This is a genomic window from candidate division WOR-3 bacterium, from assembly GCA_016926475.1.
GTDB lineage: Bacteria > SDB-A > SDB-A > SDB-A > SDB-A > JAFGIG01.
In genome coordinates this window covers 22,302-42,244 of sequence record JAFGON010000029.1, presented here as the reverse complement: position 1 = coordinate 42,244, position 19,943 = coordinate 22,302, and the positions used below count along the sequence as shown (strand labels likewise).

Genomic DNA, 19,943 nt, shown 5'->3' with positions numbered 1-19,943 from the left:
GCCCTGTTCTTGCTGATGAGATCGTGTAAGGTATGCGTTTGCTGGCGCAAATTTCAACAGCTTCTCCTGCCTCTTCCAATTTTTCCGGAATGTAGGCTATTTCGCACCATGAATCAGGCATGTTAGACTCGTCCATCAGAAGATCCTGATTTAAGCCTGTCAAATCCGATCCCTTGATTACCGTCATAAACCTCCCGAAAATGCTTGATGTTTAGTTGGCAAAGCTTTTTAATATTAGCATGGAAAATGATTTCTTAAAAGTGTTCGGTAGCGGCAACGAGATCGGAGCGAGTTCTTTTTCGCTTTTTCTCAACGGGTCAAAAATACTTCTCGACTGCGGAATGCATCCGAAAAAAATCGGCTCGGAAGCCCTGCCTGTTGTCGATTTCTTCTCTTCTCTGCCTGATTTGGGCTTGATAACCCATTCCCATCTCGACCACATCGGAGCTTTGCCTCTTTTTTTCAGACAGATTCAATTCTACGCGAGCAAGCCTACCATAGCTATCAGCAGGTTCATGCTCGAAGATTCTGCTTCGGTCCAGGAAAGACACTACCGGGAAGACCCCGAAAATTTTCCTGAACCTCTATATTCAGAAAAAGACGCGAGAAAAGCTTCAAAATCCATAAAACCACTGGGTAAATCCCAATCTCTAAGGCTCAAAGGAAACGTAAACGTATTCTCGTATAAAGCCGGACATATACTGGGCGCAAGGTCTTTTTTCGTTGAATCCCCCAAAATCACGGTTCTCTACACGGGAGATATATCGCTTTTCGATCAAATGACTGTCCCTGGAGCAGATATTGAAAACCTCAAACCCGATGTGCTTATAATGGAAGGAACTCTGGGACTGGAAGAAGATGTGGCTTTGAGGAGGGATGAAGAAATAGAAATTTTTGCCAGAGAAATATCCAAAATACTCGACAAAAGGCAATCCGTCCTCTGCCCAACTTTCGCCCTCGGTAAAACCCAAGAAGTCCTCGGGATCTGCGAAAAACTCATGAGCAAAGGAAAAATACCTTACGTACCGATTGTCCTTGCCGGGCTGGGGAAAAAAATTAAAAGATTGTACACAAAATATCTGGGAAACACATACAGACCCTATTCGGCTGTGGAAATCAACCTCAGAGGAGACACTTCAATAGATAAAATTCTGGACTACGGGCCGTCTATTTTACTTATGACCAGCGGTATGGTCATGCCGGGAACTCCGTCGTATAAATTGGCGAGAAGGATATTGAGAAGCGAAAAAAATGCAATATTTTTCGTTGGGTACATAGATCCGGACTCGCCGGCTCACAGAATACTCAATTCGGCAATAGGAGAAATTGTGGATCTCGACAAAAGAGGAGACAAAGCCGAAAAGTGCAATCCAAACATCAAATCTTTCAGAATAACTTCACACTCGGACAAAACTCAACTCCTGAGCATGGTGAAAAAAATGTCGCCCTCGAAACTAATACTCGTTCACGGCGACAAACCCGCACTCGAAAACATACAATCCGAGCTATCTTCCGAACTTGAAGTGCACAGGCCGTCACTTGGCGAAACGGTCTATCTCACGGATTGACAGATTCGATTTTTTGCAAAAGAGACTCTCTCGCCGCTTCGTCGCAAAAAGCATAATTAGCGGAGTATTTTGAAATCGTCAATATGTCTTCGACCGACAGTCCAAAAGACGATTTGAGAAGTACAAATTCACTCTCGGTGGATGTGTCCGTCAGCTTGGGGTATCCTCCGGAAACAACTGTTTTGTTGCCTTTTCTGAAATATTCTACGAAAGGATAGTCGGCGAAGGAGAAGTTAGAAAAAAAAGACACGTCCGATGTCGGTGAAATCTGAATTGAGATATTTTTCTTTCTCATCTCTTTCAAAAAGCCTTCTATCCTCGCGTTGTAATGAATTCTTCTAACTCCGGAAAGTCCTATCTCTTCAAAGAATCTGTTTTTGTCAATTTTAGTCGAAAAATCAAGTATCAAACTAAGACCGGAATCATTTATTTTGTTCGAGTAGGTCGATATGGAAGCATCGCCTCTCCTGAGGAGCAAAATCCCTTTTATTATGTTTCTGTGTTTGAGGTCGACACACAATTCGAGGCAATCTATGAAAATCTTTTCTTCCACAGATGTTTCCAGTTCAGGGACAATTGAAAAATATCCACCCATCCGCTGTGATTTCTCCATTAGCAGGTAATAAGCTGACATCAGAGTGTCGTCGAGAAATTTGAGGTCTTCGGAGAAGTTAGTGAAGTTGATTACGTACTCTGTGTAAATAACGTGGTGCAAAATCTGATATTCAAGGTTATCCACGAGGGTTGAGGAGAATTCCCCTGCTCTGAGTATTTTCGGCAATGTTCTTTTTTTAAAAGCGGAAAGTTCCCTGAAAGAACTGATTTGTTTATCATCATCAGAAACGAATTCATCAAAAAGCCCTTCGACGTGCAACCCCATCTCAAAAAGAAATGGCCAGCCAGGCCTTTTTGAAACGCCTCCCTCTCTTATCAATATCTTTTTTTTCTGGTCGTTCATTTCGTAAGCGAAGGGTAGTCAATACCGAATCTATTTTTGTAGTATAGTTTCGTCATCAAAAATACCAGCAGAAAAGCGGCTATCAAAACCGGAAAAATTACAAAAGAGATAAGAACGAGACCGGCGTTGCTTATTCTCATCGTCACGAGCGCCGACTTTTTTGTGCTTTTGGTTAAACCCAGAATATGCGCTGGAATCGCTATCGCGGAAGCGAAAAGACATGGAATATTTTTCATTAGCAACGAGAGCACAAAAGCCGCTATGTAGAGAATTATGGAGAACCAGTAGGTTTTCTTTTCTCCGAGAAAGACTCCTATTGAGATTTTACCGTCTTTTTTGTCCCCTTCAATATCCGCAATTGTAGTCGAGCCGAATCCGGCAAGACCTATGAGAACAATCGGTGCCGCGATTTTCACGAGATCCAAACCGAAAGGCGCCACGACGAGATAACCCGTGGATAGGTTTAAAAAACCGTAACCGAAAGCGTTTGCAGCCATGTCCAGACCCGGTCTGGCGTTCAACCTGAAAGGTTTTACGGAATACAGTAGCCCGAGAATGACAGATGACAATACAGCCCAGAAGTATGCAGCCCCGCCTACGAAATAGCCTTTTAAGGACAAGTAAAGGGCAAAGCCGAGTGAAAGTGAGTAAAGGATAATTGCTTCTAAAACCGAGGACTGAATCGACATATGTCCGTCGGAGATGAAATAGTTCTTTCTGTTTATCAGGTCCGATTGCCTGTCTATGATCTGGTTTACAACGTATGTTCCGCCCATTAGAACATAAAACACGAGGTAAGATACAAAAATTTTCATATTGAATGTATTTGCTCGTAGAAACAGAGCAATAAAGCCGCCGTCGGAAGAAGTTTGCAGGCCGTATAAATAACCGAGCATCAAAATGCCGGAAAACGGAAAATGCATAAAAATTCTCATAACGAATATTCTGTCTAAAATTTTTTCAGCGAAATTTTTCGGAGACCTCGTCAACTGCAGGGTCATTTTTCGATTTTTTCCTTGTAAATTCCGACTCCCCTCGCGAAAAAGTTTATGCCTCTCCCTGCAAAGTCGTAGGGAATATTTTTCCAAGAAGATCTCTCGACTCTTCTCAGGACGTCAAAGGCGCTGTCGAAGAGATAGACCGGTCTTCTGCCGATCATAAAAGGGTCAAAACACGAATTGCGGTTAGGGTAGGAAGTTACAGCGCCGTCGTAGCCGGCTTTCTGTATTATTCGGGCTATTTTTGGGTTTGTCCTTCCGAACGGATAGCTGAAAAAAGCCGGTTTGACTCCTGTTTTTTCGATAATCTCCTGTTTGGATCTCTCGGCTTCTTCACTCACCTCATCGGGCGTCAGCAAGGTCAAATCTCTGTGCGTGCAGGAGTGCGACCCTATCCCCCATCCTTTTTGGGACAAGAAGGCTATTTTGTCCCAGTCCATGTGTTTTTTGACTATGCCTCCGAGATTTACGTCCCATTCAGCGCTTGTCCTGCCGGCATAGTCGGTCACTATATAGACATCAGCTTTGAATCCCTCCCCTTCGATAACAGGAAAAGCGTTCTCTGCGACAGATTCGAGAGCGTCGTCGAAAGTTATCGCGAACATTTTATCCGATGTTTTATTTCTCGCAGCCTCCTTTATTCCGACGCCGAAAAAGTCTTTTTTTCTCAGCAGAGACATTTGTTTTCTGAACAAGTGAACTGTAGTCCTCGAAAACGTCCAATAAAACCTGTCCGTGACGTCGTGGTAAAGGAGTATCGGAGTTAAGGACTTGTCGAAAAGACCTCTTTTGTAGATATAAAAAGAAAAAAAAGCTCCTGCAACTCCGGCGGAAAACTGATTTTTATTCATGGGACTTCTGGATGAGAATATCGTAATAGTAGTTTTCGATGATGTCGGTGACTTTGTCCCAAGAATACTTCGCGAGAACCTTTTCCCTTCCTGCAAAACCCATTTTTTTTCTAACTTCTGGATTTTGCGCTAAAAACACTATTTTTTTTGCAAGGTCTTTTATGTCCTTAGGCCTGAAAAGAAGTCCGTCTTTCCCGTCGGAGACGACTTCTCTGTACCCGGGTATGTCCGAAGCGACAACCGGAGTTCCGCATGACATTGCCTCTATAAGGACTATTCCAAAACTCTCTCCGCCTATCGCCGGCGAACAAAAAACATCGGCACTTTTGAAATAACGGGGTAACTGTGAAAAAGGGATAAACTTGAGGTATTCGACCCTCTTGGCGATTTCATGATTCTTGGCTTTCAACCTTGCCATTATCAGGTCGAGGCCGAGTTTTCTGTATCTGTCGCCGCCGCCTATCCAGAGTTTCGCGTTGGGTACGAATTTAAGAATAAAATAGAAACTTTTGACCAGGTAGTTTACCCCTTTTCTGGGGTCAAATCTCCCGGCAAAAAAAATATTGAAATCAGAGCTGTCGAAGTTTTCAATTCTCTTGAGCTCTGGATTAAAAAATTCAGAATTGACTCCGTTGGGTATTATCGCGAAATCGCCTTCAAAATACTGCTCGACGCTTTTCTTTGCTTCTTCACTCACAGCTATCAAACCGTCGATTTTTGAAAATGGTTTTTTTAGGTAAGCTTTGAAAATCTCGTAGGGCAAAACTTTTCTGTAACTGGCGTGAAAAGTTGCGATTTTTGCTGTTACGTGTTCTCCTATCAGAGAAGCTCTCGAATCGAATTTTTGCCCCAACATAGGCATTACCGGAGCGAAAGGTCCGTGGGTGTGGATCACATCCCAATCGTAATTTCTGATGATATCTTTTACTTCCCAATAAACTCTTAAACCCGCCGTGACCTTGGCAACGCTTTTGTTAGCCCTGAATGGTATTGCTTTTCCTGCCCTGATTACGTCAAAATCCCCGTCGGGTGATTTTTTTTTCCCCAGTCCCCTAGGCGCGACAATTACAACCCTGTGCCCCCGATTTCTCATGTTCATGGCAAAATTATAAATGTGCTCGCTTACGCCTCCTGGGGTAGGATAATAGACGTCGGATAGTATGAGGATTTTTAGTTTTCGTCTCATTTTATCCACGGCGGATGAAACATGATCCACTGATCGGGGTACTCCGCAATTATCTTTTCCATAGCGTTTTTGATTCCGTCAAAATACATTTCTGTTTTTTTTTTCATGTCGCAGCAGCCTTTGGGCAAATATATAGGTTCTGAAGTGTAAGCTCTGTAATTCCACGCCTTACTTCTAACAAAGTATCCTATAACAACGGGTATGTCAAGACGGGCGGCCAAAAGAGATGGGCCCAGGGGCAGGCGAGCTTTTCTGCCGAAAAAAACGGTCTCTTTTCCAGTCCCAGATATGTCCCTGTCGCCTACTAGAGCGACAGCGCCCTTATTCCTCTTTGCAAATTTCGCCAATTTTATAGGGGTTGTATCGTTCTCGAGAGGCAGTATTTGAACCGAAGAAGAAGACCTCACCCTTTTCATGAGTTCGTAATGGAAATGGCTGACGTTTTTATACTCAGCGACAGCTATTACTTCTATGCCGAAAAAACCCAAGTACCTCGCCGCGAGATCCCATAACCCAAGGTGGCAGGTGACCATGATTACACTTTTTTTAGTGGATATTTTTTTTAAGTTTTTTATACCTACAAAGCTTGTCCTCATGGCAATTTCATCCATCCCCTTTTCAAGGCTTCTTAAAAAGACAACTATGTTGAAAACCATGTTGTAAAAAACCCTAAAAGTTGATTTTAGTTGTGGTTTCAGCCCCATAGACTTGAAATTATCCGCTATCACGCGCCTTTTTACCCGGGCGAACATCATTATAACAAGAGCCGTTGCCAGCACAGAAAACTGAATTACAAGAGGATCTGTTTTGGAACAGATCCAAAAAGCCGCCTTCATTTTTTTTGCCATTTTCTCAGAGCCTCGTCTATTGCGCCAACGACTTCTTGGACGCTAATTGTGTCCATTGCGGGACAATAGTTAAACCACCTCAGCCTCAAACCCCAGAAAAGATTCATGTAACCTGGAAAATGAAAACAAGGCGAGCATGAAGATCGGGGTCTGACAATTATCGCTTTGTCTGTCAAAGGGCGGAAGTTTTTTGGGTTGGACGAAGCGAAAATTGCCACGATAGGAATGAATATGGATGCGAGATGGGTAGGACCTGAATCATGCCCCAGGTATAGGTCTGACTCGCTGAAAACCGCGGCAGTCTCTCTTAAATTTGTTTTTCCGACTAAATTCAGGTTTTTGGATCCAAGAGATTTCTCGATCAAAAAAGCGTTCTCCTCGTCTTCCTTTCCCCCGACGGTGATCGTGATCAAGTCGTTTGATTCGACGGCAATTTCCAAGGTTTTAATTATCTTTTTTATGTCCCATCTTTTATTTTTGTTGCACCTGGCTCCGGGGTGGACTACCAATTTTCTTTTTTCACCCAAATCTTTGAGAAGGCGCTTCGCCTTATCAGTCTCCTCTTGGGATAAAAAAAGGTCGTACCCCTTGTTGTCCCGGAGTTTTACGCCGTCAATTTTATCTATCGCGAGCAGGTATTGCTCGCTTGCGTGCAGATCGGCGTTTTTCTTGGGAGAAATTGGCAGAAGCCACCAGAAAAAATTGTCGGCAAAACTGAAGTTTTTTTTTATTTTGGCGAGTTTGAAAAACCAAAAAACCGGAAAAGACTGTTCGATTCCGATGTCGAATTTTCTTTTTTTAAACTCGGAGAGAAGTTTTAATATCCGACCCGGAGATGAAAATATCACTTCATCTACGTAAGGATTCATTTCAAGGAGTTTTTTACCCGCTCCGCCCCAAAAACTGACGACGGTTATTTTGGCGTTCGGTTTTTTTTTTCTCAGTATTCTAAAAGAAGGAGTCGAAAAAAGAATGTCTCCGAGGCCTGGCCAAATGCTGAATAAAATCTTTTCAGTTGATTCCTGTGTGGCCAAATCCGCCATCACCCCTCCGTGTCGATGAAAGGGAATCGAATCTGACAAAAGCGGCTTTTTGGGATTCCGTTATCACCATCTGGGCTATTCTGTCGCCTTTTTGAACAATGAAATCATCCTTGGAAAAATTCGCGAGTATTATCAAAACTTCGCCCCTGTAGTCGGAGTCTATGGTGCCGGGTGAATTGAGCACAGTTATGCCGCTCTTGAGAGCGAGACCCGACCTCGGTCTTATCTCCGCGTGGAACCCTTGTGGAATCTCAATTGCCAAGCCGGTTCTGACGGCGCCCCAATTAAACGACTTGATGATTATTTCCTCGCAACTTCTCAAATCCGCTCCGGCGGAGAATTCCGTTGAATATTCGGGAGGGTATGCCTCCGGGTTTAAAAAGATGTATTTTACCTCGAATTGAATGCTTCTATACCTCTTTCAAGGACATCTATCGCGGATTTCAACCTTTTTTCTTCAAGGACATAAGCAATTCTGATTTCGTTTTTTCCCTTGTCTCTCGAGACGTAGAATCCATTTGCCGGGGCTACCATTGTGGTCTGACCCTCGTAATTGAAATCAGTGAGCATAAATTTGGCGAATTCGTCGGCGTCATCCACCGGCAGTTTAACGACACAGTAAAAAGCCCCTTCGGGTTTGAGTGTGAAAGCTTTTTTTATTTTCAAAATCTCTTCATATACTGTGTTCCTTCGGTTTTCATATTCTTTGATCATGTCCGGTATAAATTCGTCATAATGCTCAAATCCCGCTAAAGCTCCGATTTGCTCTACTGTAGCTGGGCAAAGGCGTGCCTGGGAGAACCGAAGAAAAGCGTCAGAAAGGGTTGGATTTTTTGTCGCCAAGTACCCTATTCTTGCCCCGCACATTGAAAAACGCTTTGAAACGCTGTCCATTACAATAGCTCTGTCCGCTATATTGTCAAACGCGTATATTCCGACATGCTCTTTACCGTCAAAGACAAATTCCCTGTAAACTTCGTCCGAGAGCACGAACAAGTCATGCTTTCGGGCGAGTCGAGCTATCCTTTCCATTTCTTCATGAGTATATACAGTCCCTGTCGGGTTGTTTGGTGAACATATAATAATGCCCCTTGTCCTTTGGGTGATTTTTGGTTCTATGACCTCGTCTTTCGGAATTCTGAATCCGTCTTCGACCGAAGTCGCAACCGGCACCAACTCAACATCGGCCATCTTTGAAAAACCGAGGTAATTCGTGTAAAAGGGCTCGAAGACAATTATTTGCTCCCCGGGGTTGCATATAGCCTGCATAGCGAAAACTATCGCTTCGCTGCCGCCTTGTGTCACTACGATCTGAGAGGGCAGAAAATTAGCGTCGAATCTCTCGAGGTAATTGCTGACGGCTTTTCTGAGCTCAAAAATGCCGTTGGAAGGTCCATAGGATAAAACTTGACTGTCCCACTTGTGCATGGATTCAAAGATGATTTTTGGGGTGTTTATGTCGGGTTGTCCAATATTCAAATGATAAACTCCCACTCCTTTAGATTTAGCTTCGTCTGAATACGTCTGAAGTTTTCTAATAGGTGAGGCAGGCATTTCTATCGCTTTTTTAGACAAATTGATAGAGCTCATCGTCACCTCGCTTTCGGTTTCAGGTAAGTCCTCATTATGTTTTTATCAGAAAAAAATTTAAAAGCTTCAACATTGACATCCTGGTCAGTGACCTTTGATATCTCCGATTCGGTCTCTTCCATGGATATCCACCTTCCTCTATAAATTTGGTCGTTCAGGAGTTTACTCACCCTCGATTTACTCGATTCGAGTCCGAGAATGATATTGCCCTTCATCTGTTCTTTGGAGAATTCAATTTCATCTTTCGTGAAGCCGTTTTCCATGATAATTTTTATTTCGTTTTCTACAAGTTTTTCAACTTTTTTTAAGTTGTCCGCGGAAACTGATATGTAAAGACCACCGATACCTACGTCTGAATAAGGGTAATAAAAAGAAGAGACATTGTACACAAGAGGGTTTACCTCTCTCAGAAGCTGGAAAAATCTGCTGCTCAAACCGCCTCCAAGATGATTCATCAAAATTTGGAACCTGTATCTATCTGGAGAAGATGCGTTGGGAGCCACTCCGCCAATTATAAAGTTTATCTGCTTCGCCAAAGTTTTTCTATGCGTTTTATATCCAATGTAACTTTTTTTAAATTCAGCTCTTACGTTTTTTTTATTTGAGCTAAGGTTGAAATATTTTTTGACAAGAGAAGTAATATCGCCATATATATTTCCAACAAGTCCAATATAAGTGTTTGTGTTGGAGTAATTTTGGCGATAATACTTCAAAAGTTTAGGTCTTGTTATGGCTTTGACAGATTCATAACTTCCCAAAACGGACCTGCCCAGCGGATGTTTCCCAAAAATGTCTTTGAAAAAAAGGTCGAATACCATATCGTCCGGAGAATCGAAACTGCTTTTGATCTCCTGTCTGACAACTTCTTTTTCATCCTCAATGCTCTTTTTTTCGAGAAGAGAATCAGAAAGCATGTCTCCTATCAATTCCATAACTTCGGGAAGCTGATGGTCTATAAACCTGGCTTCGACCCATGTGTTCTCTGATCCCGTCATCGCGTTCAGGTAGCCGCCTTTTTTTTCAAGTGCTGAGGCTATTTCATAAGGTGTTTTTTTCGCGGTGCCTTTGAAAAGCATGTGTTCAATAAAGTGAGAGTAGCCCCATGATTTTTCTGTTTCATCTCTGGCACCCGTATTTACAATGACGGCTAAAGAACAAGACCTCAAATGGTCGAGTTGTTCCCAACATACTGTAAGTCCGTTGTTCAGGACTACTTTTTGAAATTTTAATTCATGTGAACGAAGATATTTAAGTTTTCCGACCGGCATTTTTAGCCGATTTCCCCTCTATTTCTAAGGTTTTGGAAGTAGTTTTTTTCTCGATAGGCTTATCTTGCCAGCCTTGGGATCATAATTTATGCATTCGACCTGAACAGTGTCTCCGGCTTTAAGTACGTCTTCTACATTTGCCACTCTTTTCCAGTCGATTTCTGATATGTGAAGGAGTCCTTCTTTTCCAGGAAATATCTCAACAAAAGCTCCAAAATCGGTAGTTTTTGTGACAGTTCCGGTGTAAATCTCTCCGACTTTAGCTTCTCGGGTCAAATTTTTTATCTCGTCTACTGCTTTTTTCGCCGACTCTTCATCTGCAGCGGTGACGACGACTTTGCCGTTGTCATCGAGAGAAACCGTCGCTCCGGTCTGATCCTGAATGCCTCTTACCGTCTTTCCGCTCGGTCCTATGACAAGACCGATTTTGTCTTTTGGAATGAATAGAGTGTACATGCGAGGTGCGTTCGGAGAGAGGTTTTCTCTGGGACTCGATATTTTTTGTTCCATAATGTCAAGAATTTTTCCCCTCGCAGTTTTTGCTTTATCAAAAGCTTTTTTCAAAAGTTTAACCGAAATTCCCTCAATCTTTGTGTCCATTTGAAGGGAATTTACGCCGTTTCTTGTCCCGGCGACTTTTAAGTCCATGTCCCCTTCATGGTCTTCTTCGCCGGCTATGTCGACGAGTATTATATCTTTTTCGTCATCATTTTCTGCGCTTATAAGGCCGAGCGCTATACCGGCAACATGCCCTTTGATAGGTACTCCCGCGTCCATCAAAGCGAGTGAAGAAGAACAAACAGAAGCCATCGAAGACGAACCGTTTGACTCGAGAATTTCTGAGACTATCCTTATGGTGTATGGAAATTTGTCTTCAGACGGCACGATGGTCGCTATCGCCTTTTCAGCGAGGTTGCCGTGACCTATCTCTCTTCTTCCAGGACCTCTTTGAGGGCCCGTCTCACCCACCGAAAACGGGGGGAAGTTATAATGAAGCATGAAGCTCTTTGTCATATCGCCTTCTATGTCTTCAATTCGTTGTTCGTCTGATGGCGAACCAAGAGTTATCACAGCAAGAGATTGGGTCTGTCCTCTTTTAAAAACCGCCGACCCGTGTACTCTCGGTAAAACGTCAAGTTTTATGTCTATTTGCCTTATGTCGTCTTCGCTTCTATCATCCGGCCTCAAACCTTCATTTCTCAGGCGTGATTGCCAGGCTTCGCTCCAAAGGCTTGTAATGATTTCTTTAATCAGGTTTTCTTCTTCTGGACGGGATTCTTTGTAAATCTCCCAAACATCTTCTTTGAGTGCGTTGAGAGCGTCAGCGCGCTCTTCTTTGCCCTTTTTCGTGTCAGAAAACTCTTTGACCTTTACTCGAAACTTCTCAACGATTTCAGAAGCCACATCTTCCGGCAGTTTAGTAGGATTTTCAAGAGATATTTTTTGGACATTTAAACCTCCGAGAAATTCTTCCTGCCTGTCTATCAGTTCTCTTATCGGTTTCTGAGCGAACTCGATTGCCTGAACGAGGTCCTCTTCTTTTATCTCAAGAGCCGAGCCTTCGAGCATTGTTATCTTGTCTTTATTACCTGCGACTACAAGGGATAAATCGCTTTTTTCTATTTGGGAATAAGTGGGGTTGACGATGAACTGACCTTCAACCCGGCTCAACCTTATCGCCGCTATAGGGCCCATGAAAGGAATAGGGCTGAGACACAAAGCCAAACTCGCTCCGTTGATACCCAAAACATCCGGATCCATTTCCGGGTCGGCGGCGAGAACTGTAGAGATAATCTGCGTGTCGTTTTTATAGTTTTCAGGGAACAGAGGTCTTATAGGTCTGTCTATCAACCTGCTGGTTAAAATCTCTTTGTCTCTTGATTTGCCTTCTCTGCGGGAATAACCGCCTGGGATTTTTCCGAAGGAATAACTTCTCTCTCTGTAGTCGACCATCAACGGGAAGTAATCCTCCGTTTGCTGTTTTTTAGAAAAACACGCGGTGACTAAAACAACCGAATCTCCATAGCGAATCAAAACGCTTCCGTGGCTTTGCGTGGCGTAATTTCCTGTGTCGAAAACCATCTTCTTGGAATAAAAATCAAATTCAAATACGGGCATTGTGCGACTCCCAAAAGTTAAATGAAAAGTATCAAACCGGAAATTATCTTCTCAGACCTAAAGACTTGACGATTTCTGTGTATCTTTTGTAATCTTTTTGTAGCAGATAGTTCAGGTGTTTTCTTCTCCTGTTCACCATTTTTAAAAGACCCGTTCTTGAATGATGGTCTTTTTTATGAGTTTTCAAATGTTCGGTTAAAAGTTTGATCTTTTCTGTGAGAATCGCTACCTGCACCTCGGGTGAACCCGTGTCGTTTTGTGTTCTCGCGTATTTTTTTATCAATTCGTTTTTTTCAGACAAACTCATGGACACTTCAAACCTCCTGCTTTCTTTTTCGTATTCAGCTGTTCGACATCTTTTTGTATCTGCCTTCTCAGCTCTTCAATGCTATCAAATTTCAGAACATCTCTCAATCTAAAAACAAACTCTACATCAATCCTCTCCCCGAATTCCATGGGCTTCCAATTTGGAATAAAAACCTCAAATTTTCTGCCGTCCGAAAAAATCGGAGAATTACCGATAAATGCTAATCCAAGAAAAGGCTTGGAGTCAAGATAAATTCTCACTCCGTAAACCCCTTCCCCAACCTCTGTCATTTCGGGATTTGTTAGGATATTTATCGTCGGGAATCCGATTTTTGAGCCTCTTCCGGCTCCCCGAGTGTGAATTCCTCCGGTTTTGTAAAATCTCTTGAGAAGTTTTGCCGCCTTTTCGACGTCGCCTTCATTCAACAGGCAGCGTATATAAGTGCTCGATACCACAACACCGTCAATTATGCTGGGCCTGACGAGGGAAAAACCCATCCCCAGATAACGCGTTATTTTCTTGACGATATCGCTGTCTCCCTCTCTGTTTTTTCCGAGATGATGGTTGAAGCCTATGACGAGATGCCGAGCGGAAAACTTTTTAAAGATAATTTCTGATATAAACTCCTCAGCCGACATCATGGAAATTTCCTTGTCGAAAGCCATTGTTTGAATATTTTTAATCCCCATACCTTTTATAATCTTGACTTTCTCATCTAAATCATTGAGCAAAGTCGGCGATTTTCCCAAAAGGTATTTTCTCGGATGCGGGTTGAAAGTGACTAAAACAGGTTCGAGTTGCCTGTTCCTGGATACAATTTTGAGTTTTTGAATAATTTTTCTGTGTCCAAGGTGAACACCGTCAAAAATACCAACTGTGACGACTCTATCAGGCATAATCTAAAAATTGAATTTGTGTAGCTTAGTGCTGTCGCCGTTCTTTTCGAGAACACCTGACAAAATCCCGGATCCATCGCGGAAAACTGCGAATTTACCAGGGCTGTCAAAAAAATCCCTCTCTGTGAAAACATCTGAAATCTCAGGCAGATGAGAAAGAGTTTTGTCGAGAGGGTAAAAAACTATTTCATCTTCAAGATTTATGGCTTCATCGACATTCATTTTACCTATAGAAATTCTCCTGATGTTTTCGCAATAAGCCCCAATATTTAGAAAATCTCCAACATCCCTTGCCAGCGATCTTATATAAGTGCCGGATGTGACTACCGCTTCAATTTCCACCTCAGGCCACTCAAACGATGTCACTTCGAGAGATTTAACTTGGACCATCCTCTCTTTCAGTTCGGGGGTTTGACCTTTTCTTGCCAATTTGTAAGCTCTTTTACCGTGAATTTTAACGGCAGAATGCGATGGAGGTCTTTGAGCTATCAGTCCTGTAAACGATTTTAAGACTACTTTGAAACCCGTCAATTCCATCTTTCCCGGGTCTTTTTCAAAAATTGTCTCGCCTTCAGAATCGTCAGTAACTGTTTTTTTTCCAAAAAGAGCTTTGAAGACATATTTTTTTTCAGCAGACAGTATAAATCTGTTCAATTTGGTCGCCTGACCAGCCAAAATCACGAGCAAACCGGACGCAGATGGATCTATTGTACCTGCGTGCCCGGCTTTTTTAAGTTCAGCTCTTTTGATTATTATATCGAGAGCTTTTCGAGAAGATATGCCTTTAGGTTTGTCGAGAAGTATTATTCCGGATTTGAGTTTCAATTGAAGATCTCTTCATCACCACCATACATTCAAAGTGAACCTGTAGTTGCTCGTGGGAAAATCGTAAAGGGGCGAGTCTATACCAAGGTCAAAATTGAAATTTCTGAATTTGACCCCTCCGCCGTAAGTAAAACCTTTTCTCGAGCCGGCTTCGTCTATGAAATAGCCGAGCCTGAAATAGATCATTTCATAGTATCCGAGTTCCAACCCCATAGCTTTCCACGTGTCGTCCCAAATATAACTGTACTGTCTTTCTTTGATCTCATCCATCAGGCCTACGACAACTTTTACGAGGTCGAAAGAAAATCTCGCTTCCCACAATTTTTTGGGGACCAAAGTCGAATCTTCAAGATTTTCGTATGACGCCAGAAGGTATGAAACACCCAACCTGACAGTCTGAGGAAGAGGGTCCTTCTCGCCAGTCTCAGTGTAACTCAAGCCGGGGCCGATATTTTGAATGGAAGCCCCGAGAGAAAAGCTTCTGAAAGGTTTGTATAAAACACCGCCGTCCAGAGCCCAGGAAGATCCGGCTCCTCCTCCTTTTGTGTTGAGCAGCCTGCTGACAAGCCAGGAAGGTGCTAAATAACTGTATATAAACTTTAGACCGAGTCCTACGGAAAGCTTGTCGGAAAGGGCTACGCCGTAATTCGCCGTCGCGGCCAAATCGAATGTTCTGAACTTCGCTATCTGGTTTCCGTTTTCATCCGTGGCTTCCGTCTCTCCCGTAGTCAGGTATATAAAGTTCAGCCCGAGTGTTCCAATGTCGCTCACAGGCATTGCAAAACCCAGGTATTCATAATACATACTCGGGTAAAGGCCCGGGAGCCAGTTGGCGTGCATCAGCGAAAATACTTTTGTGTCTATAAAACCCAAACCAGCCGGGTTATAGTAGCAGGCGAAAGCGTCGTCAGAAATCGCCGTGTAGGCGCCGCCCATACCCACAGACCTCGCCCCAGGAAATATTGTGAGGAAAATAGCTGCCGCCTGGTTTGTGCTCGCCCATATGGACTGAACCAAAATAAAGAGTAGAGTTAAGGCAAATATTATCTTCTTCAATTCATTCCTCCTATGTTACACCAATTATCATCTTTAAAATTATCTTTATAAAGATATCGACGGCATCGTCATTTGTAAAGGTCTCAATTCAGTCGTCTTCAAGGGCGGTTGGAAACCGGTAAATACCTTCCTTCTGCGATTATCTCGCTATGAAGAGTTTGCCGATTCTTGATACCTCCCTTTCGGAACCCTGGGTCTGTGAGCTTCTTGTGTCAGCCACAATCCTGTAGAGGTAGACTCCGTTGGAGGGTCTGTCTCCCTCTGAATCAAAACCATCCCAAAAAACGCTGTTGAAGCCGCTTGTCACCTCCCCGGCTTCAACGACTTTTATCAATTTACCGGAAATAGTGTAAATTTCAATTTTCACATCGGCGTATCCAGAAGTGAGAATAAAAGTGAAATGGGTGGAAGTCTCCATAGGGTTTGGAAAATTCATTATGTTGGTTATGTCTGGAACAGAAGAGGATTCAACGTTGAAAGTCCAAGTATATACTCCCCTGTTGCCCAAATTGTCTGAAACTCCCACTGTCAGCTCGTGTTCTCCGGATTCATTTCCAAAATCGTAAGTTTTCTTTATCCTGCCTCTTTCACTGCTCGATACGTCGTATTTGAAAAGTCTTCCCGCCAAAGTGTCCAAAGCTTCGTTGTCTATTCGGAAAAACAGCACGTTTTCTGGAAGCGGCGTAAGATTAATTCCGTTGACGTCTTCGAAGACGAATTCAACTTCAAGCGGGTTCTGGACGGTTTCTCCTGAATCCGAGAGTATTCTGCCTTTTACGAGAATAGAAACTTTCGGAGCCGACGTGTCGCCAGAAGGCATCTCGTCAATTCCAGAGCAGGGAAGTTGGAGGTTTCCCCTCGCCTCTCTCGAAGAATTCCAAGCGTAGGCGTAGACCATGAATTTCCTCATGCCGGTTTGATCGCCGGATCGAAGCATTTTTTCCGGGGTTGTAAATGAAGCGGTGAAAACGTTGTCTTTTACCGTCGTCATCACTTCGTAAATTGGGAGTCCCGGGATGAACTGGTCTGAATAATAGTACGTGAAGTCTCCAGGCAGGGGCACCGCTCTGTGCATGTAGTCGTGGCTGTCCGGTCTCTGAGGGGGCATGACAATGACCGAAGCCCATCCGTCTCCGAATGAAGGATCGCCTATGCTTCCGGTCAGCGTGTAATTAACCCTTCCGTCGACAGTGTCAACGGGCGCCAAAGTGAAAGAGGCCGCAATAGAATGTTCCACTGAATTGGTTGATATATTTCTTTGCGAAAGCGAAGACAATTCTCTGTCTCTTTCTAAACCCAGCGTTATTCCCAGTGTATCTTTGAATGGTATGAGTGCTGGATCTCCGAATGACAAGTAATGCCAACTGTTCGCGTGGATTATATTTTTCACAACCAAAGTCACTTCTCCGGGTGACAAGTGGTTGTCTGTTGTGTATGTCATCAGATTGACCGCGAGAGGATAGTTGTCTGAGGGATAAGTAGCCCTTGAAGCGCCCCAGGAGAATATCGCCCCCCGGTCGGGTTTGACCTGTATTCCGTCAGCCATCGAGCTGTAAGTGGTCCTGTCGAAAGCTCCAACTCCGCAGGAGCCGAAATAGCAGATGGGTTGTCTTATCTCGTTCTCAAGGGCGTCGACGTCCGATGGATTTCTGAAAACCGCCTCGTGGGTGAGAACTGTCAGGTTGCCATGTCCCATGAAAAGGAGCATGAAAGCTCCTTTGTTGATTTCACTTTTTAGGTCCTGCGCTCCGACAGGTTTTTCTCCCGGGTCATAATTGTAGGGCGGTCCAGCGACTTGGTTGGTGCCCAAATAGTTCATCAAATAAACTTTGACCTGCTGGTAGTCATTTGAGAGAAAGCTCGAAATGCTTTCAGTCTGGTAGTTGTGTATGTATTCATTGTATGACTGCGATACTCTCGATGCATATTCGTCGTCTGCAAGAAAAAGAACCCTGCTCTTCCAGGTTCCGAAAGAAGAAGAATTTTCATACCTTATTATTTTTTCGATATTTTGACTTATGTCGACGTTGGTCAAAGCGGTTATTCTTCCGACGCACATGTCAGGAAAACGGTTCCCGTCGAAATCGACAAACCAGTCGTCAAAACATGGGTTGAAGTCCTGCATTGAAAAATACGCGACGGTTCCACCTTCCTCATGAGCTGGAAATACCCCCCTGAAAGGTGACCTGTTCTCTATGTTTCTGTAGTCGTAAGTCCCAGACCCCATAAAAAGGACATAGCTCGGAACAGGGTTGTAGTGCTCCGAAGCCCACTTGAGGTAGTTTCTAATAGCTGTCGGGTCTGACATCCCGTAGCCGAAATTGTCATAAACCTCCTGAATGCTTACTGTTATCACTTGAGGTGTTATTCCTCCGGGAAAATGAACTCTTCTGTGAGAAGCAAGTTTTTCCGCGGCGTTCATGAAATTATCAGGCGCTATTATAATGTAATCTGCTCCCGAAATCATCTTGAGGCTGTTCGGGTCCGCGTATCTTATATTCACCGGTCTTTTTATGTTGTTTGAAACGACAAACCTCGAAGATGAATCTCCTCTCCAGGCGAATTTTACGGTGTCGCCTGAAAAGGCGCATCCAATTATTCCCGTTGGGTTGTAAGGGTCGTCAATGTTCCAAAGGTAGAAATTGCCCTGGTTTACGCCTTTGACGTTGAATCCGAGAACAGTGTCACTGACTCCGGGGTTGACGCCAAAGACGAGTGTGCCGTCGTGGGCGGTGTATTTCCTCTGGTAGATGACGTCGGTGAGGTCGTACATCAAAAAATCGTTCGTGTTCGGATGAACTCTGTATAGCTGAACTTCCTGAGTGTTTGATCCCTCTCTTAGAATTCCGTCACAATTGAAAACCGAAACTCTGGGGGATGACGAGTATTCACTACCCCACCACTCGTCGGTTCCGATCTGGTTGCCGTTTAATACAACCCTGAGTTGATGGGCGTTGACCGAATCCACAGCTTCTGAAAAATTTTGAAGACGCAGTTCTGCCGCTCCGGCTACACCGTGGACATCATAGCTGATTGAAAAACCGGCGTATTCATCGCCGGTGTTTCTCGCTATCTCCCTGTGGATAAACCTCAGCCCTGATTGAGAAGGGTTTAGGCTGTCGGTCTCAATGTGAACAGTGTCGATAAACGATGTCTGTATGTTCGACCCTGTCAATGGCAGAGAATTTTCGTTGACAATTCGTCTGCCATCACCTTGTCCCCATGCTATCCAATAGACCGCCGTGTCAGACCAGGGGCTGTGGTAGGACAAAACGCTGTAAGGAAACGAATTTTTATCGTAACCGGCCAGGGAAGAATTGTAGAAAATAATTCTGTCTTGTTCGTCAAACCTGTCGTCTCCTCCGTCTTCTACAATAATCGGCAGTTCATAGGGAAAACTGTCGTATATGGTGTCCGTGGTAAACCAACTCAAAGCCTCTACTTTTCCGCAGAGAACAGATATCGTGGAGGGGTCTATGGCGTCCAAATTCGCACCCGCAGACTGCAGGTCCGAACCTGTCACTTCATAAAGTCCTTCTTCAATGACGGAGACCCTATAGTAAGGTCTGCTTGAAAACATCCGCATACTGGTATTTTCAGCGATTGAAAATTTTTCCAAATAAGAAGGATTTGCCGTCATAAAAGAAATTATTCTCTTCCAAGACTCAGAGGGCGGATTCGAGGAACTGTAATCAGAAAAATTCGCTTTGATTTTTATCTTTTCCGCTACCACGAGATTGTTGCCGGAAAGAGAAGCGGGATAGACCTCTATACGGACAAGCTTCCAATAACCCATCCTGAAAGGTCTTGATTCCGTGTAAGAAACGCCCGGATAAACGCTCTTATAATGCTTTTCTTCGGGAATAAACGAGAGCTCTTCGCCCTGCCAACGAGGGAAGGGAAGAACCGGATTTTCGAGTTTATAAGCCCTCGATCCTGATAATGTGACGTCGAAAGAGTAGGAACCTATCGGAGGTACAATAAAAATAAATGATTTCGAAGGAAGAATCGGAGCTCCGGTTTCTCCAAAGCAGGACATTTCAGCTCCGTATTTTATTTCGGAAAAGACTCCAGTTGAAGTAGAAACTTCCTCAATGGCTATTTCGGGCACCTCCCAGTCCACAAAAAAACTTTCGGATCTGAGAACTCCGAGAGAAATCACAAAAAATAAAAGTCCTGCGGCGGCGGTTCTAATTCCCATATAAATCCCCTTCAATGCTCTCAGCTTCGTCTATGAGCATTATTGGTATGTCATCCTCAATCTTGTATGCAAGTTTGCATTTTTTACACAAAAGCCTGTTTATATCAGATTTGTATTCAAGTTCTCCTTTGCATTTTGGACAGACCATAATGTCGAGCAGTCTTTTATCAAGCATAAAAAACTCCTTTACCCTTGAATATATTCTCTGTTGGAGAGGAAGATAGATTTTA

At 43.6% G+C, this 19,943-nt stretch carries 18 protein-coding genes; 1 reads left to right on the top strand and 17 read right to left on the bottom strand.

Annotated elements, in window-relative coordinates; translation table 11 throughout:
* Positions 1-187: hypothetical protein (locus tag JXA84_03095; protein MBN1150190.1), on the bottom strand; the 187-nt coding region annotated here is incomplete at its 3' end.
* 52 nt (positions 188-239) lie between these two features.
* On the opposite strand from JXA84_03095, the gene JXA84_03090 reads away from it, so the two are divergent.
* Positions 240-1,568 (top strand): MBL fold metallo-hydrolase, encoded by a 1,329-nt coding sequence (locus tag JXA84_03090; protein MBN1150189.1) that lies wholly within the window; start codon positions 240-242, stop codon positions 1,566-1,568.
* Here the strand turns inward: JXA84_03090 and JXA84_03085 are convergent.
* The 16 genes from JXA84_03085 to JXA84_03010 form a co-directional block, all read right to left on the bottom strand.
* Positions 1,558-2,526: a hypothetical protein gene (locus JXA84_03085; protein MBN1150188.1), complete on the bottom strand. Its 969-nt coding sequence runs from the start codon at positions 2,524-2,526 to the stop codon at positions 1,558-1,560. The two genes, JXA84_03090 and JXA84_03085, sit on opposite strands and share 11 nt — an antisense overlap.
* Positions 2,523-3,341, bottom strand: coding sequence for a UbiA family prenyltransferase (locus tag JXA84_03080; GenBank protein ID MBN1150187.1), 819 nt, complete (start codon positions 3,339-3,341; stop codon positions 2,523-2,525). Before JXA84_03080 ends, JXA84_03085 begins: the two co-directional genes overlap by 4 nt.
* Positions 3,342-3,523: 182 nt before the next feature.
* On the bottom strand, positions 3,524-4,375 hold the full coding sequence (locus JXA84_03075; GenBank protein MBN1150186.1) for a polysaccharide deacetylase family protein: 852 nt from the start codon (positions 4,373-4,375) through the stop codon (positions 3,524-3,526).
* Entirely contained in the window at positions 4,368-5,561 is a 1,194-nt protein-coding gene (locus JXA84_03070) for a glycosyltransferase family 4 protein (protein MBN1150185.1), read from the bottom strand. Before JXA84_03070 ends, JXA84_03075 begins: the two co-directional genes overlap by 8 nt.
* A complete protein-coding gene (locus JXA84_03065) occupies positions 5,558-6,409 on the bottom strand; it encodes a lysophospholipid acyltransferase family protein (protein MBN1150184.1) in 852 nt (283 codons plus the stop codon). The genes JXA84_03070 and JXA84_03065 overlap by 4 nt, the downstream gene beginning before the upstream one ends.
* Positions 6,394-7,452 (bottom strand): glycosyltransferase family 9 protein, encoded by a 1,059-nt coding sequence (locus JXA84_03060; protein ID MBN1150183.1) that lies wholly within the window; start codon positions 7,450-7,452, stop codon positions 6,394-6,396. Before JXA84_03060 ends, JXA84_03065 begins: the two co-directional genes overlap by 16 nt.
* Positions 7,421-7,858, bottom strand: coding sequence for a dUTP diphosphatase (dut, locus tag JXA84_03055; GenBank protein ID MBN1150182.1), 438 nt, complete (start codon positions 7,856-7,858; stop codon positions 7,421-7,423). Before dut ends, JXA84_03060 begins: the two co-directional genes overlap by 32 nt.
* Complete coding sequence (locus JXA84_03050; GenBank protein MBN1150181.1) at positions 7,843-9,042, bottom strand: pyridoxal phosphate-dependent aminotransferase; 1,200 nt, start codon at positions 9,040-9,042, stop codon at positions 7,843-7,845. The genes dut and JXA84_03050 overlap by 16 nt, the downstream gene beginning before the upstream one ends.
* 2 nt (positions 9,043-9,044) lie before the next feature.
* Entirely contained in the window at positions 9,045-10,310 is a 1,266-nt protein-coding gene (locus tag JXA84_03045) for an insulinase family protein (GenBank protein ID MBN1150180.1), read from the bottom strand.
* 24 nt (positions 10,311-10,334) lie between these two features.
* Positions 10,335-12,428: a polyribonucleotide nucleotidyltransferase gene (locus JXA84_03040; GenBank protein MBN1150179.1), complete on the bottom strand. Its 2,094-nt coding sequence runs from the start codon at positions 12,426-12,428 to the stop codon at positions 10,335-10,337.
* 43 nt (positions 12,429-12,471) lie between these two features.
* Positions 12,472-12,741, bottom strand: a complete 270-nt coding sequence (gene rpsO / locus JXA84_03035; GenBank protein ID MBN1150178.1) for a 30S ribosomal protein S15 — start codon at positions 12,739-12,741, stop codon at positions 12,472-12,474.
* The gene (gene ribF, locus JXA84_03030) at positions 12,732-13,631 is read right to left on the bottom strand and encodes a riboflavin biosynthesis protein RibF (GenBank protein ID MBN1150177.1); all 900 of its coding nucleotides are present in this window, start codon (positions 13,629-13,631) and stop codon (positions 12,732-12,734) included. The genes rpsO and ribF overlap by 10 nt, the downstream gene beginning before the upstream one ends.
* Before the next feature lie 3 nt (positions 13,632-13,634).
* Positions 13,635-14,456 carry a tRNA pseudouridine(55) synthase TruB gene (gene truB, locus JXA84_03025; protein MBN1150176.1) on the bottom strand — a complete coding sequence of 274 codons (822 nt, stop codon included), beginning with the start codon at positions 14,454-14,456 and terminating at the stop codon, positions 13,635-13,637.
* A 15-nt stretch (positions 14,457-14,471) separates the two neighbouring features.
* Positions 14,472-15,512, bottom strand: coding sequence for a PorV/PorQ family protein (locus tag JXA84_03020; GenBank protein MBN1150175.1), 1,041 nt, complete (start codon positions 15,510-15,512; stop codon positions 14,472-14,474).
* A gap of 139 nt (positions 15,513-15,651) precedes the next feature.
* Positions 15,652-19,713 (bottom strand): T9SS type A sorting domain-containing protein, encoded by a 4,062-nt coding sequence (locus JXA84_03015; GenBank protein ID MBN1150174.1) that lies wholly within the window; start codon positions 19,711-19,713, stop codon positions 15,652-15,654.
* Entirely contained in the window at positions 19,703-19,888 is a 186-nt protein-coding gene (locus tag JXA84_03010; GenBank protein MBN1150173.1) for a Trm112 family protein, read from the bottom strand. Before JXA84_03010 ends, JXA84_03015 begins: the two co-directional genes overlap by 11 nt.
* Positions 19,889-19,943 lie beyond the last annotated feature (55 nt).

Excerpts from the sequence above, each read along its gene's own strand:
- JXA84_03050 (MBN1150181.1), bottom strand. The coding sequence starts at position 9,042 with ATGAGCTCTATCAATTTGTCTAAAAAAGCGATAGAAATGCCTGCCTCA.
- JXA84_03090 (MBN1150189.1), top strand. The coding sequence starts at position 240 with ATGGAAAATGATTTCTTAAAAGTGTTCGGTAGCGGCAACGAGATCGGA.
- JXA84_03065 (MBN1150184.1), bottom strand. The coding sequence starts at position 6,409 with ATGGCAAAAAAAATGAAGGCGGCTTTTTGGATCTGTTCCAAAACAGAT.
- JXA84_03085 (MBN1150188.1), bottom strand. The coding sequence starts at position 2,526 with ATGAACGACCAGAAAAAAAAGATATTGATAAGAGAGGGAGGCGTTTCA.
- JXA84_03015 (MBN1150174.1), bottom strand. The coding sequence starts at position 19,713 with ATGGGAATTAGAACCGCCGCCGCAGGACTTTTATTTTTTGTGATTTCT.
- JXA84_03075 (MBN1150186.1), bottom strand. The coding sequence starts at position 4,375 with ATGAATAAAAATCAGTTTTCCGCCGGAGTTGCAGGAGCTTTTTTTTCT.
- JXA84_03010 (MBN1150173.1), bottom strand. The coding sequence starts at position 19,888 with ATGCTTGATAAAAGACTGCTCGACATTATGGTCTGTCCAAAATGCAAA.
- JXA84_03080 (MBN1150187.1), bottom strand. The coding sequence starts at position 3,341 with ATGAAAATTTTTGTATCTTACCTCGTGTTTTATGTTCTAATGGGCGGA.
- JXA84_03070 (MBN1150185.1), bottom strand. The coding sequence starts at position 5,561 with ATGAGACGAAAACTAAAAATCCTCATACTATCCGACGTCTATTATCCT.
- JXA84_03060 (MBN1150183.1), bottom strand. The coding sequence starts at position 7,452 with ATGGCGGATTTGGCCACACAGGAATCAACTGAAAAGATTTTATTCAGC.
- JXA84_03040 (MBN1150179.1), bottom strand. The coding sequence starts at position 12,428 with ATGCCCGTATTTGAATTTGATTTTTATTCCAAGAAGATGGTTTTCGAC.
- ribF (MBN1150177.1), bottom strand. The coding sequence starts at position 13,631 with ATGCCTGATAGAGTCGTCACAGTTGGTATTTTTGACGGTGTTCACCTT.
- JXA84_03045 (MBN1150180.1), bottom strand. The coding sequence starts at position 10,310 with ATGCCGGTCGGAAAACTTAAATATCTTCGTTCACATGAATTAAAATTT.